Origin of the sequence: Achromobacter animicus (assembly GCF_902859585.1) — a bacterium.
Taxonomy (GTDB): domain Bacteria; phylum Pseudomonadota; class Gammaproteobacteria; order Burkholderiales; family Burkholderiaceae_B; genus Achromobacter; species Achromobacter animicus.
In genome coordinates this window covers 1-23,882 of record NZ_CADIJM010000008.1, presented here as the reverse complement: position 1 = coordinate 23,882, position 23,882 = coordinate 1, and the positions used below count along the sequence as shown (strand labels likewise).

Here is a 23,882-nt window from a genome sequence, read left to right as displayed (position 1 = left end):
GAGCGTGAGAATGCGTCCATACCCACCCAAACAGGCGGAAATCATGAACATTGCAATGTTGTGCACCCGGACCGCGCGCTGGCCGGGGCTGGCCTTGGTCGCGTTGGCGCTGCACGCCTCAGGCGTAGCCGAAGCGCAGGTCGGACTTGGCGGTCCCCTCACTCCCGCCCAGCAGTACGCACTGGCATTGGAAGCGCAGACGCAGAGCGACCATGGCGCAATGCTGACGTGGCTGCGCGCCGCCGCGCGCGCGGACCACCCGCCCGCGCAACGGATGCTGGGCATGGTGCTGATCGGCGGTCCGGCGTTGTACGGCCCGTCGCTGCCCGCCGACCTGTGCGAGGGACGCGCATGGCTGCTGCGCGCCGCCCGCCAGAACGAAGGACCGTCGCAGGATGTGGCCTTCGCCCTGTTCGGCCGCCCCAAGGACGCGCTGACCGCGCACTGCGAGCCCGCATGAATCTTTTCGATCCCGTATTGCTCGCGGCTGTCGTGACGGTCTTCGTCCTGGCCGGCGTGGTCAAGGGCGTGGTCGGGCTGGGCCTGCCCACCATTTCGATGGCATTGCTGGCGCTGGTGATGGCGCCGGCGCAGGCGGCCGCGCTGCTCATCGTGCCGTCGCTCATCACCAACCTGTGGCAGGCGCTGCCGTGGGTCACACTGCGCGCGGTCCTGCGCCGGATCGCCGGCATGCAGGCCGGCGTCTGCGCGGGCACGGTGGCGGGCGCGCTGTGGCTGGGTCCGCCCTCGGGCGACTGGGCCGGCATCTTCCTGGGGCTGGCGCTGGTGGCTTATGCCGCCTGGGGACTGTTTGGCTCGCCGCCCACGGTGCAGCCCCGGCATGAACAATGGATCGGCATCGCGGCCGGCGCGGTGACCGGGGTGATCACGGCCGCCACCGGCGTCTTCGTCATCCCGGCCGTGCCCTATCTGCAAGCCCTGAAACTGGACAAGGACGCGCTCATCCAGGCCATGGGGATTTCCTTCACGGTGTCGACCGTGGCGCTGGCCGCGGGGCTGTGGCTGAACGGCGGCTACACGGCCGGCGCCGCCAGCGCGTCGCTCCTGATGCTGCTGCCGGCACTGGCCGGCATGGCGCTGGGGCAACGGCTGCGCGGTCGGCTTTCCGCGCGCACGTTCAAGCTGTGTTTCATGGTCAGCCTGGCGCTGCTGGGCGCCTACCAGGCCGGGCGCGGGCTGCTGGGCGGCTAGCGGCTGCGCGCCTCAAACGGTCTGCGGGCTGCTCACCCGATGCGGCTGGCGCGCTGTAGGCCTCAAGCGGCCAGCCGTCTTCCGTCGACAGCGCCGATCGACACGGACATCTCGCGCCACCGTGCCAGCTCCTGTTGCACCGACTGGATCTTGCTGCGCGCCTGATCGAAGGAATCGCGGCCCAGGAACAGGTGCAGGGGCGCGTATTGCGCCTCGGCGGCCTGGATCAGCGCCTGCGCCGCCTTGACCGGATCGCCGCCCTGGTCCCACCCTTGCTCGCCGCGCGCGGCCAGCTCCGGGGATGCTTGCGCATCACCCGCGCGCATCGCGCCCGGGTAGACCAGCGACACGCGGATGCCCAGCGGCGCGGCATCGGCGGCCAGGGACTCGGTCAGCCCGCTGACGGCAAACTTGGCGGCGCTGTAGGCGCCCCATTCCGGCGCGCGGCCATCGAAACCCAGAATCGACGAGATATTGAACACATGCCCGCCGCGCTGCGCGCGCAGACGCGGCATCACGGCGCGGATGACGTTCAGCACCCCAAACACGTGGGTATCGAACGTGCCGCGCAACTGCGCATCCGACAACCGCTCGAGCGAGCCTTGCACGCCCTGCCCGGCGCCATTCACCACGACGTCGATGCCGCCAAAGGCCGCCGCCGTGGCGTCCACCGCGCGGCGCACCGCGCGCTCGTCGGCCAGGTTGACGGTCAGGGGCAGGAACCGGCCTTCCAGCTTGGCGCCCACTGCTTCCAGCAACGCATCGCCATCGTCCGACGTGGCCGCGACCTTGTGCCCGTGATCCAACAGCATCTTGACCAGCGTGACGCCCAGCCCGGCCGACGCGTCCGTCACCAACCAGATTTTTTCGGTATTCATACGATTCCCTTCCCTTGCTTGCGGCCGCCGGCAAGATGCCTGGCTGCGCGGCCGATACCGCCGCGCTCTGCAGAGCCACGGCCGGCGCGGCCCTGGACAGGATAGTAAGAATCGTGTGCGCGGGCGTACAGGCTGGATCTTGCGTGAAACCTGCCTATTTCTACGGCAATGCGATATGGCGGATAATCCGTCTGTTTGCCGCCGCCACGCGCGGCGGGTCATTGCGGGGCTTTCTTTCCCCGCTGCTTTCGGAGTCAGCTATGCATCGCGGCATTGAAGCGATCGAACACTTCATGGAATCCATCGGCCTGACCTGGCAGCCCGGCCGCGTCGCACGCGCCGAACTGCGCGTCAGCTACCGCATCGGCAATACCCGCCCACTGGGCATCGACCGCACGCTGGTGGAATTCCACTGCGACGCCAAACGGGCAAAGGTGTGGGTGCCCGAGTTCTCGCGCACCAGCTTTCACCAATGGTTCGAAGTCCCCTATCAAGACTTCGAGTACACGCCCGGCGGGTCCATGCTGAAGATCAAGGCCGCCGCGCGCGGCAACGCGCCGCCCTACAGCGTGGGCATCAAGCCGCTGGCCTGATCGCCCCGCGCGGAACGCCGGTCATAGCGGCTTGTACATGATCGTCGTTCCGTCCACCTTCGCCGGGTCGAGCGGATCTCGTGCAAATCCCGGAATCACCCCCACCGTCTGATAGCCCAGCGACGCGTACAGCGGCTCGGCCGAATCGCCCGTGCGCGTGTCCAGCGTGAGCAGGCTGCGATGCAGGCGGCGCGCCATGTCCTCGACCTCGTGCATCAGCCGGCGCGCGATGCCCTGGCGGCGAAAATCCGGATGCACCAGCAGCTTGCGCACCTCGGCGCGGTGCGGCTGGTTCGGCGGCGTGTCGACGTCCAGTTGCACGGATCCGGCAACCCGCCCGTCCACGCGCGCCACCCACAACTTCACCGCCCCGCTTTCGACGCCCGGCAGCACCTTGCCGCGCCAGAACCCCTGCGCGTCGTCATGCGTGTACGGCAGCACGAAGCTGACGCTGGCCCCGCCCTGCACGCACGCGTGCAGCAAGGTGGCCAGCTCGGGGATGGCGGCCGCGGCGGCATCGGCCGTCAGCAGCGTCAATTCAAGGTTTGCAGGGGTCATGGCAGGCTCAGACGATGAAAAGCAGGTAGCGGGCGCCGCTGTGCGGCGGGGTGACGAAGGCGCTGGCGCCGAATAGCTGGTAGCGCAGGCAGTCGCCCGGCAGCAGGCGATGCGTGTGGCCGTCGGCCGTGACGGACAGCTCGCCGTCCAGCATCAGCAGATGGTGTTCAAGGCCGGGCCGTGGCGATTGGTCATAACTAATGCGGGCGTCGGCGGCCAGTTCGCAGGCCAGCACCTCGCCCGCCAGGCGCTGCGACGGCGGCGACACCGAGCGGCGGCGGAAACCCACGCTGTCATCCACCCACACCGCCTGCGCGGCCTGGGGCACATGGGCGGCAAAGTCGTCTTCGACCATCAGCATGAGGCGCGACATCGTCATGCCATGGGCGGCGCAAAGCTTGCCCAGCACGCTGGCGGTGGGACTGACCTCGCCATTTTCAAGGCGGGAGAGCGTGGCGCGGCTGATGCCGGCGCGGCCGGCCAGATCGTCCAGCGACCAGCCCCGGTCCTGGCGCAGTGTTTTTAGCCGGGCGGCCAGACGAAGGTCCAGCCCGGCATCGGCGGCGGCGGCGGTGTGTGGTTGTTCCATATCCGGGAATTTATTCCATATATGAAAACATGTCGACCGCGTGGTTTCCCCGATGCGCAATCCGTTCGCCCGCCGGACACTACGAGCGACCCGCGCCGGATTCGGCACAATAGCGGTCATGCACTTGGGCAAACACCTCTACATGACCATCTTTTGCGCGTTGACCTCCGGTTGTTCCCTTCCCTCGCTGGACAAGCGCAGCGTGTCGCAGGGACTTACCGATGAGGAAGCCGGCGCAACGCCGCTGGGCCGGGCGATCGCCCCACTGGCCGCCGCGCATCCCGGCAAGTCCGGCATCCACGCCCTCGCCGATCCCCTGGACGCCTTTGCCGCGCGCATGATGCTGGCGCGTGCGGCCGAACGCAGTCTGGACGTGCAGTACTACATCTGGCACGACGACATGACGGGCATCATGCTGTTCGAGGCGCTGCACGAGGCCGCCGACCGGGGCGTTCGCGTGCGCCTGCTGCTGGACGACAACGGCACGTCGGGACTGGACCGGACGCTGTCCGCGCTGGACGGGCATCCGAACATCGAGGTGCGGCTCTACAACCCTTTCACGCTGCGCTGGCCAAAGCCGCTTGGTTACCTGACGGACTTCAACCGGCTGAACCGCCGGATGCACAACAAGTCATTCACCGCCGACAACCAGGCCACCATCGTGGGCGGCCGCAACATCGGCGACGAGTACTTTGGCGCCACCGACGGCGTGCTGTTCAGGGACATGGACGTGCTGGCCATCGGCGCCGCCGTCAGCGACGTGTCGGGCGACTTCGACCGCTACTGGCGCAGCGATTCCGCCTATCCGGTGGCAGGCATCGTCCGGAAGGCTGCGTCCAACGAACTGGAAGAACTGGAGGCGGACGCGGCCGCGGTCGAACAGTCGCCCGAGGCTGCAGCCTATGCGCAGGCGATGCGCGACCTGCCCTTCATCCGGCAGTTGCTTGGCGGCGAACTGCCCCTGATCTGGGCGAGCACCCAAATGGTCAGCGACGATCCGGGCAAGACGCTGGGCACCGCGCCGCCCGAGGCGATGCTGCCGCACCAACTGCACGAGATCGTGGGCGAGCCAGCAAAGGAACTGCTGCTGGTGTCGCCTTACTTCGTGCCCACCGCCGCCGGCACGCAGGCGTTTGCCAAGATGGCGCGCAATGGCGTCAAGGTCCGGGTGCTGACCAACGCGCTGGAAGCCACCGACGTGGCGGTGGTGCATTCGGGCTACGCCAAGCGCCGCAAGGACTTGCTGGCCGCCGGCGTCGAGCTGTACGAAATGAAGCGCGCGATGCAAGGCGTCGAGCGCAACAAGAGCATGGGTCCCTTCGGCAGTTCGGGCTCCAGCCTGCACGCCAAGACCTTCGCGGTGGATGGCGAGCGCGTTTTCGTCGGGTCGTTCAATTTCGATCCGCGCTCGGCGCGATTGAACACCGAGCTGGGATTCGTGATCGACAGCCCGGCGCTGGCGCGTGGCATCGAAGACGCCTTCGAGGAAGAACTGCCCCGCACCGCCTACCGCGTCATGCTGGATGAGATGGGCAAGCTCTACTGGCTGGAAGATCGCGACGGTCACACGGTGCGCCATGACCGCGAGCCCGGCGCCAGCATCTTGCAACGCGCGACCGTGTGGGTGGCGTCGCTGTTGCCGCTGGAGCCGTTGTTGTAGGGGTGGAAGTCAAACGCGACCCGGTCTACCGCAATCCGCAACAAGCGGAGTGGCCGTTTATTTCGCAAGGCGTAGACTGGACGCAGCGATTTTCCGCAGTGAATTTTCCGCAGTGAATCTGCCGCCGTAAATTTGCCGCAGTAGTTCTCCATTCAACGACCATGACCACCACGCCCGCCGACGCCCTGCTCGCGCAGCAGGACTGGAACCGCGCCGTTGCCGACCTCGACGCGCACGGCAACGCTGTCCTGCCCGCCTTGCTGACGCCTGCGCAATGCATCGCGCTGTCGGACGCCTACGACCACGATGATCGCTACCGAAGCCGTATCGTGATGGCGCGTCACGGATTCGGGCGTGGCGAGTACAAGTATTTCCGCTATCCCTTGCCTGACCTGCTTGCCCGCCTGCGCGGCGCGCTTTATACCCAGCTGGCGCCCATCGCCAACCGATGGAACCGGCAGATGGGCATCGGCGTGCAGTACCCCGCAGATCACGCGGATTTTCTTGCGCGGTGCCACGGGGCCGGCCAGCGCCGGCCGACGCCATTGATCCTGCAGTACGGGCCGGGCGACTACAACTGCCTGCACCAGGACCTGTACGGCGAACACGTGTTTCCGTTGCAGGTGGCGGTGCTGTTGTCCACGCCGGACGTGGACTTCACGGGCGGTGAATTCGTCATGACGGAAACCGGCAGCCGAGAGCAGCGCGCCGACGTGCTGCCCCTGAAGCAAGGAGATGCGCTGATCTTCACGGTGAACCAGCGCCCGGTTCCCGGCGTGCGCGGATGGCGCAAGGTGGCCATGCGCCACGGCGTGAGCGAGCTGCGTTCGGGGCGCCGCCACACGCTTGGCATCATTTTTCACGACGCGGTGTGACATGACCCTGGACCTATTCGGCGGCGACGATCCCGCCCAGCATGGCCGCGTGACCATCGGCCCGCAATCCGTGGTGTTGCGCGGCTTTGCGCTGCCAACCGTTGACGCGCTGCTGGCCGGCGTGGACGACGTGACAGCGCAGGCGCCGTTCCGGCACATGGAGACGCCCGGCGGGTACACGATGTCGGTGGCGCTGACCAACTGCGGCGACTTGGGGTGGACGACGGACGCCCGCGGCTATCGCTACAGCCGCATCGACCCCGTGTCCGGACAGCCCTGGCCGGCGATGCCGCAGGCCTTCACGCAGTTGGCGCAGGACGCGGCGCGGGAAGCCGGCTTTCCGGATTTTGCGCCCGATGCGTGCCTGGTCAACCGTTACGAACCCGGCTCGCGTCTGTCGCTGCACCAGGACCGCAACGAGCGCGATTTCAACGCGCCCATCGTGTCGGTGTCGCTGGGCATGCCGGCGATGTTTCTGTTCGGGGGAGACGACCGCGCGGACCGCGCGGCGCGGGTGCCGCTGTTTCACGGTGACGTCGTCGTGTGGGGAGGCGTGGACCGCCTGCGGTTTCACGGCGTGATGCCGCTGAAGGACCTGCCGCATCCGCGGCTGGGCAGCCAGCGCATCAACTTCACGATACGCAAGGCGGGATAGGGGCGCGCGGCCGCTGCCGGCGCCCCTGTGGAACCGGGCGGCCCGGGCCGTGGGGACAGCGCGGGCCGCGCGTTGCCAAGGCCGCCTGGGTTGCCCAGGTCGGCCCCGGATCGCTCACGCCGCGCGCAACTGCACACGCGGGAAATCCACCGGCACGTCGAACGCCACGTTCACGTAGTTGGTGAACAGGTTCAACGCCACATGCGCCAGGATCTCGACGATCTGCTCGTCATTGAAGCCGGCCGCGCGCACCGCCGCCACGTCGGTGTCGGCCACCTGGCCGTGCTGACGCACCAGCTTCAGCGCGAAATCCAGCGCCGCGGCCGTCTGCGGATCGTCGGCGTGGCCGGCCTGGGCCGCAGCCATCTGTTCGGCAGTGGCGCCAACCTTGCGGCCCAGCGCGGTGTGCGCGGCCAGGCAATATTCGCAGCGGTTGCGGTCGGCGACGGCGATCTTTTCCGTTGATGACGGGTCTTGCCGAGCCGCGCCTGGCGCGCGCGCTGGTCGCCATGCACGAGCAGCCCGGCGCGGCCTGGACGCTGGCGGCGCTGGCTGGCCGAGCGGGCATGTCGCGCAGCGCCTTTGCCGCCGCGTTCAAGCACGTGGTCGGCCAGCCGCCGGCGGACTACCTGGCCGACTGGCGCCTGACGCTGGCGCAGTCGCGCTTGCGGGAAGGCATCGCCGTCAAGACGATCGCCGCCGAACTGGGCTACGCGAACGCGTCGGCCCTGTCGCGCATCTTCAGCCAGAAGCTGGGCGCATCACCGCGGCAATGGCTGGATGCGCAGGCGGGGGAAAACTGAGCGGGCGGCAGTCGACGATGCAGCCTTTGGGGTCCGCCGGCGGGCGGTGCGGCGGTCCGACGGTCCGAAGCTCCGGCGATCCGGCGCTCCGGCGGACCGGCTTTCCGCGACGCGTCCGTCCAACATGAGGGTTCACCATGTCTGGCGGCGGCCGCGCAGCGGACCTACTATTGCGCACCCCTCAGGCCTAACCCGTCGGACTGCCATGCGTACCCGCACTGCCTTCGCCCTGCTCTGCACCCTGACCTGCGCGTCCGTCCAGGCGGCCACGCCGCCCGACATCGTCGAAAATTCGCTGGGTATGACCTTCGTGCGTGTCCCGGCGGGCACATTCCAGATGGGCAGCGACGAAGGGGCCGACACGCTGGCCGCCGCGTATCCGCACTATCCGCCTGACCGCTACGCCCAGCTCTTTGACGAAGCGCCGGTGCACGCCGTTCGCATCACGCGGCCGTTCTACCTGGAGCGCACGGAAGTCACCGTGGGCCAGTTCCGGCGCTTCATCGAAGCGTCCGGCTACGTGCCGGAGTCCGAAGCCGACGGCACCGGCGGCTACGGCTACAACGCCGCGTACGATCCGGAAACGTCCGCGTCGGGCGACGCCTTCGAAGGCCGCGACCGACGGTATTCCTGGCGCAACCCGGGATTTGTGCAGGGCGACGATCACCCGGTGGTGAACATCAGCTGGAACGACGCGCAGGCGCTGGCGCAATGGCTGACCAGGACGGAAGGCCGCGTGTACCGCCTGCCCACCGAAGCCGAATGGGAATACGCCTGCCGGGCCGGCACGCGCACGCGCTACCAAAACGGCGACGACCCGGCCGCGATGCCTGACGTGGGCAACGGTTTCGATGCCGACGCCAGCCCGTTGTGGCCGAAGTGGCAGGCCTTTGCCTCGCCGCGCCACGACGGCAACACCTTCACCGCCCCGGTCGCCAGCTACGCGCCCAATGCGTTCGGCCTGTACGACATGCACGGCAACGCATGGGAATGGGTCGCGGACTGGTACGGCGAGGACTACTACGCCCACTCCCCGACTGATGATCCGCAGGGTCCGGAAGCCGGCAACGTGCGCGTGCGGCGCGGCGGCTCGTGGCATACGTGGGCGCTGTACACGCGCTCGTCGTACCGCAACTGGAACACGCAGGAAACGCGCTATCCGCTGGTCGGCGTGCGCCTGCTGCGCGAGGCCGACGCCGCCGACTGAGGTCAAAGACTTCCTGGTGGGTTAGCATGGCCGCACGATCCATTTGAAGAGAGTCCTGATATGCACACGCTGGGCCGTCTCGTCCTGCTGGTGAACGACTACGACACCGCCATCGCCTTCTACCGGGACAAGCTCGGGATGGAGGTGTCTGTCGACATGCCTGTCGGCCAGCAGCGCTATGTGCATCTGCGTCTGCACGATCAGCCCTCGGTGGGCATGTGGCTGCTGCAGGCCCAGACGCAGGCCCAGCGCGATCGCGTGGGCGACCAGACGGGCGGCCAGCCCGTCGGCGTGTTCTACACGGACGACGTGCTGCGCGATCACGCGCACTTCTCGGCCAAGGGCGTGCGCTTCACGCGCGAGCCCGTACAGGAAGAGACCGCCGCGTACGCCCACTTCATCGACCTGTACGGCAACGAGTTCGTGCTGGTCCAGCTGAAGCAGCCGGCGTAGCCGCGGGGTCTGCTCATGGCCTTCGATGCGACCCGCAAGGACTGGATCCGGCGTGCCGCGCCGTCCAGCCGCGTGGAGCGCATCGAAGCGTACTTCGGCGGGCATGGCTACGACATGCACCGCCACGACACCTACGCCATCGGCCGCACCCTGGCCGGCGTGCAAAGTTTTCATTACCGGCGCGGCATGCAGCACAGCCTGCCGGGCGGCACCATCGTGCTGCATCCCGACGAAGCGCATGACGGCCAGGCCGGCACCGACGCGGGCTTTCATTACCGGATGATCTACGTAGAGCCGGCGCTGATCCAGCAGATCCTGGGCGGCCGGCCGCTGCCGTTCATACGCGACGGCATCAGCGCCGATCCCCGGCTGTACGCGGCCAGCGGCGCGCTGCTCCAGGCCACGGGCCAGGACATCGATCCGCTACAGGAAGACGACGCGCTGTTCGAACTGGCGCACGCGCTGTGCGCCGCCGCGGGCCGCAGAACCGGCCGGCGCGCGCCCGATTACGCCGCAGCCGAACGCGCCCGGCAGTTCATCCACGCATCGTTGGACCAGCCGATTCTGCTGGACGACCTGGCGCGCGCGGCGGGCACGGATCGCTGGAGCCTGTCGCGCGATTTCCGCACGCTGTTCGGCACCAGCCCATACCGCTACGTGATGCTGCGGCGCCTGGACCTGGCGCGCCGGCTGATCGCGGTGGGCACGCCGCTGGCGCAGGCCGCCGCCGACGCGGGCTTCACCGATCAAAGTCACCTTACGCGCCGACATGTGCAGGCCTACGGCATGGCGCCCGACCGCTGGCGGCGGATGCTGAACGGCTGACGCGCGGCCCCGGCGGGCATCGGCAAAAGCTGCTCGATCGTACAAGACGGCGCACCTGGCGCCGCCGTATCGTGGGGCTTTCCACCCCCGTGAGCCCGCCATGTCCCTCCCCGCTTCCATCAATTTGGCCGCCAAGCTGGCCCTGATCCACGACCACTGGATGCCCAAGGTCATAGCCGAGATGAACGACTACCAGTTCAAGCTCGTCAAGCTGAAAGGCGATTTTGTCTGGCATTCGCACGCCGACACGGACGAGACGTTCATCGTCATCGCGGGCCATCTGCGGATCGCGCTGCGTGACGGCGAGATCGCGCTGGGTCCCGGGGAAATGACCGTGATCGCCAAGGGCGTGGAGCACAAGCCCTGTGCGCCGCAGGAAGTGCAGCTCATGCTGATCGAGCCGCGCGGCGTCGCGAACACCGGCGACGAAGGCGGGCCGCGCCGTGCGCCCAACGACGTATGGATCTGATCGGCCGCGTTTGCTAACGTGTGGCCCAACAGTGATGCCACCACAGGAGGAAACCATGTCCAAAGTCATGCTTGTCACCGGCGGCAGCCGCGGCATCGGGGCTGCCATCGCAAAGCTGGCCGCCCGCCGCGGGTACGCGGTCGGCGTCAATTACCACGCCAATGCCGATGCCGCAGAGGCGGTCGTGGACGAGATCACCCGAGACGGCGGCAAGGCCGTCGCGATTCAGGCGGATGTCGCCCAGGAGGACCAGGTGCTGCGCATGTTCCGCACGCTGGACGAGCGCCTGGGTCGCATCGACGCGCTGGTCAACAACGCCGGCATCCTGGAAAAGCAGATGCGCGTCGAGGACATGGATGCCGCCCGGCTGCACCGGGTGTTGTCCACCAACGTGGTCGGCGCATTCCTGTGCGCACGCGAAGCCGTGCGGCGGATGTCGCCGCGCCACGGCGGCCAGGGCGGCGCCATCGTCAATGTGTCGTCGGCCGCGGCGCGGCTGGGATCGCCCAACGAATACGTGGACTACGCCGCGTCCAAGGGCGCGATGGACACGCTGACCATCGGGCTGTCCAAGGAAGTCGCTCCCGAAGGCATCCGCGTGAACGGCGTGCGCCCCGGCACGATCTACACCGAGATGCACGCCAGCGGCGGCGAGCCGGGCCGCGTCGACCGGCTGAAAAGCGTCATCCCGCTGCGCCGCGGCGGCACCGTGGAAGAAGTGGCCGGGGCGGTGATGTGGCTGTTTTCGGACGAGGCCGGCTATACCAGCGGCTCGTTCATCGAGGTATCGGGCGGCAATTAGCGGGCGGCAATTAGCGGGCGGCCCGGCAAGACTGCGCCGGGCGGATCCGCTTCCGGTGTCTACGGTGATCCCTTGTCATCCGTCGAGATCACGCGCTTTTCCTGGCTTGCGGAAATGCGCGCCTCGACGCGGCGCAGCACGGCCAGCACAAACAGCGCCATCAGGGTGCTGACCACGGCGGTGGCCTCGCGGCCCATGCCGGCGGCCACGCCAATGGCGGCGGTCATCCAGATGCTGGCCGATGTGGTGAGGCCGTGGATTTCGCGCTCGGCGCCCAGCTTGATGATGGCGCCCGCCCCCAGAAAGCCGATGCCCGCGATCACGCCTTGCAGCACGCGGCTCAGGTCTCCGACTTCCATGCCGCCCTGCAACGGCACCAGCACGAAAATGGCCGCGCCCAGCGCCACCAGCATGTGCGTGCGCAGCCCGGCGTCCTTGCCTCTGCGTTCCCGTTCGTAACCCAACAGGCCGCCCAGCAGGACGGCCATGCTTAAGCGCAGCACAATGCGTGTTGCCTCCGCCACATCGGGAATATCGGCAAATTCAGTACGCACTGCAGTCCAGATTTCCAGCCAGATTTGCGACATCGACGAGTCCTTGGATCCGAGGAGAAACCGAGCATAGCAGGCGGCGCGCGGACGCGGCGCACCTTCGCGTCTTCAAAAATTCTGCCCTGGATCCCACAGCGCCGCGCATCCGGTTTACAACGTCTGCAAGGCCGCGCCGACCGGCGCGCATCGACAGGAGCGCTACATGGATTTGCAGCTGGCGGGTAAACGCGTCCTCATCACGGGCGCCTCCAAGGGCATCGGTCTGGCGTGCGCCATCGCGTTTGCGCGGGAAGGCGCCGAGCCGGTACTGGTTGCGCGTGACGATGCCGCGTTGCATGACGCCACGGCGGCGATCCGCGAGCAGACGGGGCGGCAGGCCGGCGCGGTGACGCTGGATCTGGCGCAACCCGGCGCGGCCGAGCGCCTGTGCAAGGAAACGGGGCCCGTCGACATCCTGGTGAACAACGCCGGCGCCGTGCCGGGCGGCGCGCTGGATCAGGTTCAGGACGAACGCTGGCGCGCGGGCTGGGAGTTGAAGGTGCACGGCTACATCAGCCTGGCGCGCCACTACTATCCGGCGATGCGCGACGCGGGGTCGGGTGTCATTGCCAACATCATCGGCATGGCGGGCTCGGCGCCGCGCGCCGATTACATCTGCGGCGCGGCGGCCAACGCCTCCCTCATTGCATTCACGCGGGCGCTGGGCGGCGAATCGCCGCGCCACGGGGTGCGGGTGTTCGGCGTCAATCCGTCGCGCACGCGCACCGATCGCGTGCTGACGCTGGCTCGGCAACGCGCGCAGGCGCGCTGGGGCGATGAATCGCGCTGGCAGGAAACACTGTCGGATCTACCGTTCGGGCGGCTGATGGAGCCGGGCGAGGTGGCCGACATGATCGTCTTCGGCGCCTCGCCGCGCGCGGGTTATCTGAGCGGGACGGTGATCGACCTGGATGGCGGCGAACAGTACGCCACGCACGGGCGTTGATGCCCGGCGCGGCGGATGCGCGTCAGGCGCCCGCCGCCTGCCGGCACATCGATCGGCAATCGCGCGCCAGCGCGTCAGGCAGCTTGCGCCCGCCAGCCCGCCAGCAGCGCCGGCAACTCGCGCATATCGGTGAACACGTGCGACACGCCCACGTTGCGCAGCGCCTGCGCGCCGCTGTGGCCGAGTTCGCCGGGGCTGTAGCCGAATACGGTGGCGCCGGCGGCCACGCCTGCTGTTGCGCCGGTGACCGTGTCCTCGACGATTGCGCAACGCTTCGGGTCCACGCCCAGTGCCTGCGCGGCCGCCAGATACACGTCCGGAAACGGCTTGCTGCGCGGCATCTCGTGGCCGCTGAAGACGCGCCCGTCGAAGCAGTCGGCGATGCCCACCTTGGCCAGTTGCAGCTCGACCTTGCGTCGGTCCGCGCCCGATGCCACGGCGATGCGCCCATCCAGCGCTTCGTGCAAGGCGCGCACGGCGTCGGGCGCCCCGGGGATCTCGATGAGATCGCGGTCCAGCGCGTCGTTGCGGCGCTGGCGGAACTGGTCGAACCATGCCTGATCGATCGTGGCGCCGGTGCGCGCCTCGATCAGCGGCAGTTCGTCCTTGACCGCCTTCCCGGTAAAGATCTGCATTGTCTCGGCGTGCGTGATGCCCCAGCCCAATTCATTGAGCATCTCGGTCAGCACGCGGCTGGTGATGGGTTCGGAATCGACCAGGACACCGTCGCAGTCGAACAGCACGGCGTCAAAGGGAAAATCAGTCATTGCGGGCAGCGGGGGGAGTGTCGATGAAGCCGGTAAGCATACTGCACGGCAACTGACCGCCGGCTGGTGCGGCCCAGCGGACAGCAAGCGGCGGAGTGCCCGGGCGCGCCGGACTGGCTAAGCTGTGGATTCGTGCCGGCGGCGGGTAACGCCTGGCCGCCAGGACGATTGCCCCGCGCAAGACGATGCACATGAACATGACCACGCCCAAGACCCCGATCCCTTCCATGACGCGCCCCGGACCATGACCACGCCCGCCTCCCGCCCGCTCGGCGAATACGACTGGATACGCATCGCGCAGGACCTGGACGCGCAGGGCTGGGCGCTGCTGCCCGCGCTCTATGCGCCGGCTGACGCACGCGCGCTGGCAGCGCTGCAAGGCCTGCCCGATCCCCTGCCGGCGCCGCTGGCCAGCCTGCGCACCGATCTCTACGCGCGCCTGCTGCCGGTGGCGCGCGCCTGGGCAAGCGCACTGGACGTGGATGTCTCCTACCCGGACGATCTGCCCGCCTACCTCCAGCAGAACCGCCTTTCAGGACAATCGCGCAGCCTTTCCGCGATCCAGCGCCTGGACGCACCCGGCTACCAGCCGCTGCTGCAGCATGCCGACGGCGCCTGCGTGTTTCCGCTGCGGCTGATCGTGCTGCTGTCCGAGCCCGGCGTGGATTTCACGGGCGGCGAACTTGTCATGACCGAGCAGCGTCCGCGCATGCAGTCGCGCCCGATGGTGCTGCCGTTGGGCCTGGGCGATGGGGTGGTGATCGCGACGTCGCACCGGCCCGTATCGGGCTCGCAGGGCGTCTACCGCGTCACGGAGCGCCAGGCCGTCAGCCGGGTGCGCAGCGGCGAACGCGTGGGCCTTGACCTGATGCTGCACGACGCGCCGTAACGGGCAGTAGCGCTGTGCACGTCTTCGCGAACGGCCTCCCAAGAGCTGACCCAAGAGCTGACCCAGGAGCTGACCCACGTGGCGCCCCACCAGCCCGCACAACCCGCTTTCAGTTTTCCGCCGTGATGTTGCCGTCGGTCACGACCTTGGCAAACACGGCCGTCTGCGCCTTGATGAACGCGCGGAACTCGTCTTGGCTCATCGGCTGCACTTCTCCGCCCAGTTCACGGATGCTGGCCACGAATTTCTCGTCCTTCAGGCTGCGGTCGATGGCGGCCGCCAGCTTCTGCTGCACCTCCGGTGGCGTATTCGCCGGCACGAAGACGCCAAACCAGTTTTCCAACGCGTAGTCCTTGAGCGGCGCGTACTCGGCCAGCGCGGGAATGTCGGGCGCGAACGACGCGCGCTTGGCGGACGTGACCGCCAGCGGTTTGACCTTGCCGCTCTTGATGAACGGCAACGCGCCGGCCAGGCTGACGAAGGTCAGATCCACGCTGCCGGCCGCCACGTCCACCAGTTGCGCCGCCGCGCCCTTGTACGGCACGTGGACCATCTTGATGCCCGCCAGCGACTGCAACAGCTCGCCGTTCAGGTGCTGCGGGTTGCCCACGCCGCTGGTCGCGTACGTCAGCTTGTCGGGATGGGCGCGGCCATAGGCCACCAGTTGCTCGACGTTGGCCACTGGCAGCTTGGGATTGGCGACCAGCACGTTCGGCACGCGGGCGATCAGCGCGACGGGCGCCAGGTCCTTCTCCGGCTGGTACTGCATCTTGCTCTTGAAGACGAGCGGGTTGATGGCGGTCTCGCCGGCCGATCCCAGTAGCAGCGTGGCGCCGTCCGGCGCGGAACGCACCACTGCCGTCGCGCCCAGCATGCCGCTGGCGCCCGGCTTGTTCTCCACGACCACGCCCTGCGGCAGTTTCGCTGCGCAGGCGCTCGGCCAGCAGCCGGCCCATGCCGTCCACGCCCCCGCCCGCGGCAAAGGGCACGATCAGGGTGATCGGGCGGTTGGCCGGCAGGTCGGCGGCGTGCAAAGGGGTCGAGGCGGCAAGCGCCAAGGCCGCGGCGGCGGCCAGGGTACGGATGGGGGGCATGTCTGTCTCCTAGGGGGCCAAGCGTCAGTGCGCGGCCGGGTTTGTCCTTAATTGCATTTTAGGCAGGCAATATGCAAAACTGGCAGCTATGGAAAACACCAATGCCCCGCTCCGCCGCGCACACTTCACGCTGGATGGCGCCTCGTACACCTGCCTGGACCTGCCCGCCGCATACGGCGCGGATTACTTCCGGCTGCCGGTCGTGCTGCGCCTGTTGCTGGAGAACGCGCTGCGCAACATGCAGGGCGCCGAGCGCGACGCCGCCGTCGCCGCGCTGTTCGGCTGGCTGGCGCACGGCACCAGCGAATCCGAAATCGCCTTCCAGCCGGGCCGCGTGCTGATGCACGACACCACCAGCACGCCCGCCCTGGTCGACATTGCCGCCATGCGCGACGCGCTGGCCGAGGCCGGGGTCGATCCGTCGGTGCTGAATCCCGTGCTGCCGGTGGACGTGTCGGTGGACCACTCGCTGGCCGTCGAAGCCTATGCGCGCAGCGATGCCGCGCAAGCCAACCTGGACCTCGAACTGCGGCGCAATGCCGAGCGCTACCGCTTTCTGCGCTGGGCCTCCAAGGCCCTGTCGAACGTGCGCATCCACCCGCCGGGCACCGGCATCATGCACACCATCAACCTGGAGCAACTGGCCACGGTGGTCTGCCAGCAGCCAGGCCCCGACGGCACCGCCCTCTATCCCGACATGATGATCGGCACCGACAGCCACACGCCGATGATCAACGGCATCGGCGTGCTAGGTTGGGGCGTGGGAGGCCTGGAAGCGCAGACGGTCATGTTCGGCATGCCGACGATGCTGCGCATTCCCGACGTGATCGGCGTGCGGCTGACCGGCGCGCTCCAACCCGGCGTCACGGCCACGGACCTGGCCTTGACCGTCACCCAGCGCCTGCGCGCCATCCACGTCTCCGGCGAGTTCGTCGAATTCTTCGGACCGGGCGTGGCCACGCTGCCGGCCGGCAGCCGGTGCGTCGTGGCCAACATGGCGCCCGAATACGGCGCGACCACCGGCTACTTCCCCATCGACGGCGAAACGCTGGCCTACCTGCGCCAGACCGGCCGCGCCGACGATCAGATCGCGCGTGTGGAGGCCTACGCGCGTTGCACCGGCATCGCGCTGGACCCCGATGCCGAGCCCCGCTACACCCGTGTGGTCGACATCGCGCTGGATGCCGTGCAGATGCACGTGGCCGGTCCCAAGCGTCCGCAGGATCTGCATCCCTACGGGCAGACGCGCGAAATTCTTGCGGCGCTGGATTTCACGCCGCGCGCGCCGTCCGCCCTGCCCCGCCACGCCATCGCCATTGCCGCGATCACCAGTTGCACCAACACGTCCGATCCGCGCCTGTTGACGGCCGCCGGGCTGCTGGCCCGCAAGGCCCGCGGGGCCGGGCTACGGCCGCCGCACTGGGTCAAGACGTCACTCGGCCCCGGCTCCCCCGCCGCCGCAGAGTACCTGGCGCGCGCCGGTCTGCTGGAAGACCTGGCCGCCGTGGGCTTTGACATCGTCGGCTACGGGTGCACCACCTGCATCGGCAACTCCGGTCCGCTGCCGCCCGTCGTGCGGGAGGCGCTGGCCGACGGCGCCATCCACCCGGTGGCGGTGCTGTCCGGCAACCGCAATTTCACGGGCCGGATCCATCCGGATCTGGACCTGGGCTTTCTGATGTCGCCGCCGCTGGTCATCGCCTTTGCGCTGGCCGGCGACGCGGAAAGAGACCTGAGCCGCGAGCCGGTCCAGGTGACGCCCGACGGGCGCGCGGTTCACCTGTCCGAGCTATGGCCGACGGAAGCCGAGATCGACGCCGCGCTGGCCGCAGGGCAGCGTCCCGACGACTATCGCGCCGCGTTCAAGATCGCCAGCGCGAACCCCGCCTGGCAGGCCCTGCAATCGCCCGCGTCGGCGCGGTTTCCGTGGGACGCTGCGTCCACCGCGCTGCGCCGCCCGCCCTTTGCCAGCAACGAGGCCGGCAGTCAACTGGGCCGCTACACCGCGCATCCACTGCTCGTCGTGGGCGACGACGTCACGACCGACCACCTGTCGCCCGCCAGCGCCATCCCGCCCGACAGCCTGATCGCGGACTTCCTGGTCGAACGCGGCGACGACCGCAACGACCTGAACGTATTCGCATCGCGCCGCGGCAACTGGGAAGTCATGATGCGCGCCGCGTTCTACAGCAAGAGCCTGACCAACCTGCTCTGTCCCTCCGCCCCCGTCGGCCACACCCTGCACGCGCCCAGCGGCCGGCTGGAACCCATCTGGGACGCCGCCGCGCATTACGCGAAGGCGTCGCAGCCCGTCGTGCTGGTGGCGGGCGCGCGCTTCGGCACGGGCTCGTCGCGCGACTGGGCGGCCAAGGGCCAGCGGCTCTTGGGCATCCGCGCGGTGCTGGCGGTCAGCTTCGAACGCATCCACCGATCCAACCTGATCGGCATGGGCATCCTGCCCCTGCGCCTGCCCGACGGGGTGACGCCCGCGACGCTGCAGCTGCAGCCGGGCGACCGGATCGAGATCGACGCCGAGGCCGCCGCGCTGACGCCCCGCGCCGCCATTCCCGTGCGCGTCCTGCGCGCCGATGGCCGGACCGAGCCGCTGACCGCCACCGCGGCCGTCGAGACCCGGTTGGAGATCCGGCTGTTGCAGATGGGCGGCGTCATTCCCGCTATCCTGTCGGACACCATTTCATCGGCCGTCCGCCACCCATGAGCGCGCAAACCAATACCGTCACGAAGATCCTGGACCTCATCAAGGAAGACCGTCTGCAGGAGGGCGCGCACCTGCGCGCGCAGAAGATCGCCGACCGCCTGCGGCTGTCGCGCTCGCCGGTCAACGATGCGCTGGGTATTTTGGAGCAGCACGGTGTGGTGGCGCGCAAGCCCAACCGCGGGTACTTCCTGCTGCGCGACTTCGACGTCGCGGGCGAAGCCCCCGCCGACATCACGCCACCATCGGCGGACGACATCGTCACGCAGACGTACTTTGCGCTTGCCGACGAACTGCTGCGCGGCGAACTGCCGATGCAGTGCAGCGAAGCGCAGCTGCGCACGCGCTACGCGCTGACCAATGCGCAAACGCAGGCGCTGCTGGGCCGCATTTCGCAAGAGGGCTGGGCACAGCGCCGGCCCGGATACGGCTGGGAATTCTCGTCCATGATGACGACGCCCGACAGCCTGCTGCAGTCCTACCGGCTGCGGCTGGCGCTGGAGCCGGCGGCGCTGCGCGAGCCCGGCTTTCGCATCGAAAAATCCGTGCTGGCGCGCTGCCGCGCCGCGGAAATGCACCTGCTGAACGGCGGCATCGCCACCGACACCGCCGACCAGCTCCACGATCGCGGCGTGCGCTTTCATGAATCGCTGGTGGAAGCCTCCGGCAATCCGTTCTTCATCGACACGATCAAACGCGTCAATCGCGTGCGCCGCCTGCTGTCCTACCGCTCGATGCAGGACCGCAGCCGCTACCAGCAGCATTGCGACCAGCACCTGGCCATCCTGGACCTGCTGGAACGCGAACGCAACGACGAGGCGGCCGAGGCGCTTTCGGCCCACCTGCGCAGCACGCTCGACAACCTGGCCCGCATCAGCGGCATCCTGACTTCGTAGGGCCGCGCGTGGCGCGGCCGTTTTCAACTGGCAAAATGAGGCTCGCGCCATGCATGTCTATATCGGTTCCCGGACCACCCGGGAACGCAATGCCCGCGGCGAGGGCATCAGCGTGTTCGACTACGCGCCCGAGACGGGAACGCTGACGCTCAAGCAGGTCGTGGGGGGTCTGCACAATCCGTCGTATCTGCTGCCGCATCCGTCGCTGCCGATCCTGTACACCGTGCACGGCGACAGCAGCGAGGTCAGCGCGCTGCGCCGCGATGCGCATGACGGCACGCTGACGCCCTGGCATACGCAGGACTGCCAGGGCCGCAATCCCGTCCATCTGGCGCTGGGGCCGTCGGCCCGCTATCTGATGGTGTCCAACCATCTGACCGGCACGCTGGCGGTGCTGCCCGTAGCGGCGGACGGCGCGCTGCAAGCCGTGTCGCAGACGGTGCCGCTGGCCGGCGAACCGGGGCCGCACCGCAAGGAGCAGCCATTTTCCAAGCCGCATTTCAACGTGCTCGACCCGTCGGGCAAGTATGTAGCGGTGCCGGACAAGGGGCTGGACCGGGTGTTCCTGTATCCCGCCGACGCGCATGGGATCGGCGCGCAGCCTGCCAGCGTTGCGACGTCGCGCGAGGGCGCGGGCCCACGCCATGCGGTCTTTCATCCATCAGGGAAATGGCTGTACGTCGTCAACGAGTTGGACAACACGGTCACGGCCTATGCCGTGGAAGCAGGCGCGCTGCGTCCCTTCCAGGTGCTGTCCACCCTGCCCGACACCTATACCGGCAACAGCCGCGCCGCCGGCATTGCGCTGGACGCCGATGGCCGGCACCTGTATGCGTCGAATCGGGGTGACGACAGCATTGCGGTGTTTCGCGTGGACGCATCCACCGGTCGACTGACCACCGTGCAGCATGCCCGCACGCACGGCAAGACACCGCGCTTTTTCACGCTGTCGCCCGACGGCCGGTTTGTCTTCGCGCTGAACGAAGACAGCGACACGCTGCAGCGGTTTCGTGTCGATCCGGCCAGCGGCATGCTGGCGCACGACGGCTACGCGCTGTCCGTCGGCAGCCCGGTGTGCATGGTGTTTGCCGGCGCTTAGAAGTCCATCGACGCCGACAGCATGAGGGTGCGCGGCACGCCTTGTGAGATCGTGCCGTACGAGGCCACGCCGGACCAATAGGCGCGGTTGAACACGTTGACGACGTTGGCGCGCAGCGTGACGTCCCGGCCTTGGACCTTGAGCGCATAGCGCGCGCCCAGGTCGAACGTTGTCCACGACGGCACCGACTGCGTGTTGGCCTGGTTGATGTATTCGCGTCCGGTGTAGACCATGCCGCCCGTCAAGGTCAGCCCCGTCACCCACGGCGTGTCCCACTCGGCGCCCAGGTTGACCGCGACGGTGGGCACGCCCACGGGCCGGTTGCCCTGCGTGGCCGCGCTGTTGGTGCGCGTCAGCTCCCCATCCAGGAAGGTCACGCCGCCCAACAGGCGCAAGCCGCGCATCGGTTCGCCGGACACATTCAATTCCAGCCCGCGGTTGCGTTGCTCGCTATCGGCCGCATACACGCCGTTCGTGAGCTGCCCGCTGGGCTTGGTGATCTCGAAGGCGCTCAGCGTCACCATCGCGTTGTCCAGCTCCACCTTGACGCCCACTTCCTTCTGCTTGGCCTTGTACGGCTTGAAGACCTCTCCCGCGTTGGTGGCGGTGGCGGGCGCCACGTCGCCTTTGCTCAGCCCCTCGATGTAGTTGGCGTAGAACGAAACGTTGTGCCAGGGCTTGATGACCAGCCCGGCCAGCGGCGTGGTCGCGCTTTCGTCGTAGCTGACCGTCCGCACACCCGTGGCGCCGTTGAAGTTGCGCGATTCGATGCGCTGGTGGCGCAGGCCCAGCGTCAATTGCGCGCGCTCGTCCAGGATGCTGAGCGTATCGGCCAGCGCCAGGCCGGACAGATCCGACGACGACACCTTGGGCACGTTGGCCGGCGCGGGAATGTGCTGCTCCGGACGCGTGATCGGGTGGTAGATATTGGACGTGAGCGGGGTGCCGTTCACGCTGGCCTGCAGATTGCGGTCGCTGTACAGGCTGCCCATGAAGCTGATTGCGTGGCGCACGGGCCCCGTGTCCAGCTTGGCGCGCAGCCCGGCGTTGTAGGTGCTGCGGTTGACCTGGAAACGGAAGTTGTTGGGCGTCACCACGGTGTCGCCGGCTTCGTTCACGATGGTGGGCGTCTGGTCCGACAGGCGCGACACGCTGGTGTCCGAGCCGCCCGCGTCCGCGAACACCGTCAGGCGGTCGCTGATGTCGTATTCCACGCGCAGCAGCGCCGACTGGCCGTCGGACTTCCACCAGCCCCACGGTTGCGTGGCGTTGCGGCGGCCGTCCGGGGCACGCGGCACGGCAATGCCCGTCGCCACCAGAAACGGTCGCGTCGGCGCGTCGATCTTCTCGTGCTGCGTCAGCAGATCCAGCGAGGCGCGCAGCCGTTCGCCCTGGTAATCCAGCGACAGCGCGCCGATGGTCGTGCGCGAACTCATGTTGTCCAGCGGCGTGTCGCCCTGCCGCTGCATGCCGTTGACCCGCACGCCCCATTCCCCCGCGTCGCCAAATCGGCGGCTCAGGTCGGCCCGCGCGCCGAATTGCGAGTCGCCGACGTAGTCGGCCGACACGCGGGTGAGGTCTTCGGGCAGCGAGCGCTTGGGCACCATGTTGATGACGCCGCCCACGCCGCTGTTGGGCGACATGCCGTACAGCAGCGCAGCCGGCCCCTTCAGCACTTCCACGCGCTCGATGTAGTCGGTGAAGACGTGGTAGTTGGGCGCGACGCCATAGACGCCGTCAAAGGCGATTTCGCCGAGGTTGCCTTCGCCGATGGGAAAGCCGCGGATATAGAACGAATCGGTCACGCCGCCGATCTGGCCGGTAAAGCGCACGGACGGCTCCACCGTCAGCGCGTCGGCCAGTGTCACGGCCTGACGGTTCGCCAGCAATTCCGACGTGTAGCTGGTGACATTGAACGGCGTGTCCATCACGTCGCGGTTGCCCAGCAGGCCCATCCGCGCGCCGCGTGCCACCTGGCCGCCGGCAAATTCGGCCGGCAATGCGGAGGGACTGATGCCCGCCCCATCCACGGTGACCGCGGGCAGCACCGTGGTCTCGCCGGCGGCCGCCGGCAGCCTGCGCAGCGAATACGCGCCGCCACCCTGTTCGGCCAGCGCATAGCCCGATCCGGACAGCAGGCGGGCGAACCCCTCCCGCACCGTGTAGACACCCTGCAGACCGTCGCTGTGCTGGCCCGCGACCAACGCGGGATCGAACGACAGCGGCACGCCCGCACTGGCGGCAAACTGCGCCAGCACGTCGCCCAGCGGTCCCGGCGCGATGGCATAGGACTTGCGCGCGGCGCTGGCGGTCTCGGCCGCGAACGTGGCCGCCGGCATTCCCGTGGCCGCAAGCAGCGCCAGCCCCAGGCCGGCGGCCCGGACCAGCGACGCCGCGGGCGACAGGACGGCAAGGCCGCGCGGCAGGCGGGGCGATCGGGAGAGTCGGGAAACCATGAAACGATCCTTCGTGGGGTTGGAGTGACGCGCATGTCGCGGCGGTTCACCCGGTACACCGGACGAAGCGGAAAAAAGTGTCAGCCGATCGGCGATTAATTTGTAACGGCGGCGCGCGGCGCAACCGTCGTCCACCACGGGGTCACGCGGCTGACGCGAACCGGCAGGGTCTTTTGCAGCAGACGCAGGCTGGCTTCGATGTCGTTCAACGGAAACGCCCCCGACACGCGCAGGTCAGCCACCGCGGGATCGCAACGCAGCACGCCGTGGCGGTAGCGTCCCAGCTCGTCGACCAGATCGGCCAGCCGCCAGTTGCGCGCGGCCAGCATGCCGTCCGCCCACGACGCCGCCAAAGCGTCGGCCGGGACCGGCGCCTGGACGCCGTTCTCGGTGAAGACGGTCTGCTCGCCCGCCGCCAGCACCACGGCGCCGGCGTCCGCCCGGGCGGGCCGGACCTCGACCGCGCCCTCGTACACCGCCACGCGGACGCTGGCGCCCTCGTCGCGGACCATGAAGCGCGTGCCCAGCGCACGCAGGACACCCTGCGTCGTCTGCACCAGGAACGGGCGCGGCGCCGGCGCGGTGTCGCGCCCCGTCGTCAACAGGATTTCGCCCCCGCGCAGCCACAGCACGCGTTGCGTCGGGGTGTAGTCGACGTCCACGGCGCTGGCCGTGTTGAGCACAAGTTGCGTGCCATCGGCCAGTTCGACGCGGCGCTGCTCGCCGGTCGCCGTGCGCAGGTCCGCGCGCCATTCGCGCCAGGGCAGCTCGCGCACGCCCAGCCACGCCGCCGGACCCAGCACCAGCAGCCCCGCCAGCGCGCGCACGGCCTGGCGGCGTCCGGCGCGGT

General features: G+C 68.6%; 23 protein-coding genes and 3 pseudogenes. 17 read left to right on the top strand and 9 right to left on the bottom strand.

All coding sequences use genetic code 11. From position 1 onward, the window contains the following. The first annotated feature begins 43 nt into the window (after positions 1-43). Positions 44-460: an SEL1-like repeat protein gene (locus tag HV681_RS18440; protein WP_175124430.1), complete on the top strand. Its 417-nt coding sequence runs from the start codon at positions 44-46 to the stop codon at positions 458-460. Beyond that, positions 457-1,212, top strand: coding sequence for a sulfite exporter TauE/SafE family protein (locus tag HV681_RS18435; RefSeq protein ID WP_175124429.1), 756 nt, complete (start codon positions 457-459; stop codon positions 1,210-1,212). Before HV681_RS18440 ends, HV681_RS18435 begins: the two co-directional genes overlap by 4 nt. Positions 1,213-1,274: 62 nt before the next feature. Here the strand turns inward: HV681_RS18435 and HV681_RS18430 are convergent, their stop codons facing one another. Further along, positions 1,275-2,090: an SDR family NAD(P)-dependent oxidoreductase gene (locus HV681_RS18430; RefSeq protein WP_175124428.1), complete on the bottom strand. Its 816-nt coding sequence runs from the start codon at positions 2,088-2,090 to the stop codon at positions 1,275-1,277. Between the two features lie 260 nt (positions 2,091-2,350). Between HV681_RS18430 and HV681_RS18425 the strand changes: the two genes are divergently transcribed. Then, positions 2,351-2,683: a hypothetical protein gene (locus HV681_RS18425; RefSeq protein WP_056558301.1), complete on the top strand. Its 333-nt coding sequence runs from the start codon at positions 2,351-2,353 to the stop codon at positions 2,681-2,683. Positions 2,684-2,704: 21 nt separating this feature from the next. Here the strand turns inward: HV681_RS18425 and HV681_RS18420 are convergent, their stop codons facing one another. Both HV681_RS18420 and HV681_RS18415 read right to left on the bottom strand, forming a co-directional pair. Beyond that, entirely contained in the window at positions 2,705-3,241 is a 537-nt protein-coding gene (locus HV681_RS18420; protein WP_175124427.1) for a GNAT family N-acetyltransferase, read from the bottom strand. Positions 3,242-3,248: 7 nt separating this feature from the next. Beyond that, positions 3,249-3,830: a helix-turn-helix domain-containing protein gene (locus HV681_RS18415; protein ID WP_175124426.1), complete on the bottom strand. Its 582-nt coding sequence runs from the start codon at positions 3,828-3,830 to the stop codon at positions 3,249-3,251. Between the two features lie 118 nt (positions 3,831-3,948). On the opposite strand from HV681_RS18415, the gene HV681_RS18410 reads away from it, so the two are divergent. The 3 genes from HV681_RS18410 (at position 3,949) to alkB (ending at position 7,020) form a co-directional block, all read left to right on the top strand. Beyond that, positions 3,949-5,490: a phospholipase D family protein gene (locus HV681_RS18410; RefSeq protein WP_175124425.1), complete on the top strand. Its 1,542-nt coding sequence runs from the start codon at positions 3,949-3,951 to the stop codon at positions 5,488-5,490. Between the two features lie 161 nt (positions 5,491-5,651). Next, entirely contained in the window at positions 5,652-6,365 is a 714-nt protein-coding gene (locus tag HV681_RS18405) for a 2OG-Fe(II) oxygenase (RefSeq protein WP_175124424.1), read from the top strand. A 1-nt stretch (position 6,366) separates the two neighbouring features. Continuing rightward, entirely contained in the window at positions 6,367-7,020 is a 654-nt protein-coding gene (gene alkB / locus HV681_RS18400) for a DNA oxidative demethylase AlkB (protein ID WP_175124423.1), read from the top strand. A gap of 114 nt (positions 7,021-7,134) precedes the next feature. Here alkB and HV681_RS18395 read toward each other — a convergent pair. Beyond that, positions 7,135-7,473 (bottom strand): annotated as a pseudogene (locus HV681_RS18395) (carboxymuconolactone decarboxylase family protein); the annotation flags it as partial. Positions 7,474-7,481: 8 nt separating this feature from the next. Between HV681_RS18395 and HV681_RS18390 the strand changes: the two are divergent. The 6 genes and pseudogenes from HV681_RS18390 to HV681_RS18365 form a co-directional block, all read left to right on the top strand. After that, positions 7,482-7,823, top strand: a pseudogene (locus tag HV681_RS18390) (helix-turn-helix transcriptional regulator); the annotation flags it as partial. A 205-nt stretch (positions 7,824-8,028) separates the two neighbouring features. Next, on the top strand, positions 8,029-9,030 hold the full coding sequence (locus HV681_RS18385; RefSeq protein WP_175124422.1) for a formylglycine-generating enzyme family protein: 1,002 nt from the start codon (positions 8,029-8,031) through the stop codon (positions 9,028-9,030). 60 nt (positions 9,031-9,090) lie between these two features. Further along, on the top strand, positions 9,091-9,483 hold the full coding sequence (locus tag HV681_RS18380) for a VOC family protein (RefSeq protein ID WP_175124421.1): 393 nt from the start codon (positions 9,091-9,093) through the stop codon (positions 9,481-9,483). Positions 9,484-9,498: 15 nt separating this feature from the next. Further along, positions 9,499-10,308: an AraC family transcriptional regulator gene (locus HV681_RS18375; protein ID WP_175124420.1), complete on the top strand. Its 810-nt coding sequence runs from the start codon at positions 9,499-9,501 to the stop codon at positions 10,306-10,308. A gap of 100 nt (positions 10,309-10,408) precedes the next feature. After that, positions 10,409-10,777 carry a cupin domain-containing protein gene (locus HV681_RS18370; RefSeq protein ID WP_175124419.1) on the top strand — a complete coding sequence of 123 codons (369 nt, stop codon included), beginning with the start codon at positions 10,409-10,411 and terminating at the stop codon, positions 10,775-10,777. A 55-nt stretch (positions 10,778-10,832) separates the two neighbouring features. Next, on the top strand, positions 10,833-11,579 hold the full coding sequence (locus HV681_RS18365; RefSeq protein ID WP_175124418.1) for an SDR family oxidoreductase: 747 nt from the start codon (positions 10,833-10,835) through the stop codon (positions 11,577-11,579). A 59-nt stretch (positions 11,580-11,638) separates the two neighbouring features. Here the strand turns inward: HV681_RS18365 and HV681_RS18360 are convergent, their stop codons facing one another. Further along, on the bottom strand, positions 11,639-12,166 hold the full coding sequence (locus HV681_RS18360; protein WP_175124417.1) for an MgtC/SapB family protein: 528 nt from the start codon (positions 12,164-12,166) through the stop codon (positions 11,639-11,641). Between the two features lie 166 nt (positions 12,167-12,332). Between HV681_RS18360 and HV681_RS18355 the strand changes: the two genes are divergently transcribed. Next, the gene (locus HV681_RS18355; RefSeq protein WP_175124416.1) at positions 12,333-13,115 is read left to right on the top strand and encodes an SDR family oxidoreductase; all 783 of its coding nucleotides are present in this window, start codon (positions 12,333-12,335) and stop codon (positions 13,113-13,115) included. Positions 13,116-13,189: 74 nt separating this feature from the next. On the opposite strand, the gene HV681_RS18350 is transcribed toward HV681_RS18355, so the two are convergent. After that, entirely contained in the window at positions 13,190-13,882 is a 693-nt protein-coding gene (locus tag HV681_RS18350) for an HAD family hydrolase (protein WP_175124415.1), read from the bottom strand. A gap of 244 nt (positions 13,883-14,126) precedes the next feature. Between HV681_RS18350 and HV681_RS18345 the strand changes: the two genes are divergently transcribed. Further along, positions 14,127-14,771, top strand: a complete 645-nt coding sequence (locus HV681_RS18345) for a 2OG-Fe(II) oxygenase (RefSeq protein ID WP_175124414.1) — start codon at positions 14,127-14,129, stop codon at positions 14,769-14,771. Positions 14,772-14,880: 109 nt separating this feature from the next. Here the strand turns inward: HV681_RS18345 and HV681_RS18340 are convergent. Continuing rightward, a pseudogene (locus HV681_RS18340) lies at positions 14,881-15,865 on the bottom strand (Bug family tripartite tricarboxylate transporter substrate binding protein). A gap of 88 nt (positions 15,866-15,953) precedes the next feature. On the opposite strand from HV681_RS18340, the gene acnA reads away from it, so the two are divergent. Genes acnA through HV681_RS18325 form a run of 3 tightly spaced genes read left to right on the top strand, consistent with a single transcriptional unit; the run spans position 15,954 to position 20,576 of the window. After that, positions 15,954-18,584, top strand: a complete 2,631-nt coding sequence (gene acnA / locus HV681_RS18335; protein WP_175124413.1) for an aconitate hydratase AcnA — start codon at positions 15,954-15,956, stop codon at positions 18,582-18,584. Continuing rightward, positions 18,581-19,477 carry a GntR family transcriptional regulator gene (locus HV681_RS18330; RefSeq protein WP_175124412.1) on the top strand — a complete coding sequence of 299 codons (897 nt, stop codon included), beginning with the start codon at positions 18,581-18,583 and terminating at the stop codon, positions 19,475-19,477. Before acnA ends, HV681_RS18330 begins: the two co-directional genes overlap by 4 nt. 49 nt (positions 19,478-19,526) lie before the next feature. Further along, entirely contained in the window at positions 19,527-20,576 is a 1,050-nt protein-coding gene (locus HV681_RS18325) for a lactonase family protein (protein ID WP_175124411.1), read from the top strand. On the opposite strand, the gene HV681_RS18320 is transcribed toward HV681_RS18325, so the two are convergent. Next, positions 20,573-23,032, bottom strand: coding sequence for a TonB-dependent receptor (locus HV681_RS18320; protein ID WP_175124410.1), 2,460 nt, complete (start codon positions 23,030-23,032; stop codon positions 20,573-20,575). The two genes, HV681_RS18325 and HV681_RS18320, sit on opposite strands and share 4 nt — an antisense overlap. 95 nt (positions 23,033-23,127) lie before the next feature. Then, positions 23,128-23,882, bottom strand: a 755-nt coding sequence (locus HV681_RS18315) for a FecR domain-containing protein (protein WP_175124409.1), incomplete at its 5' end; no start/stop codon positions are given.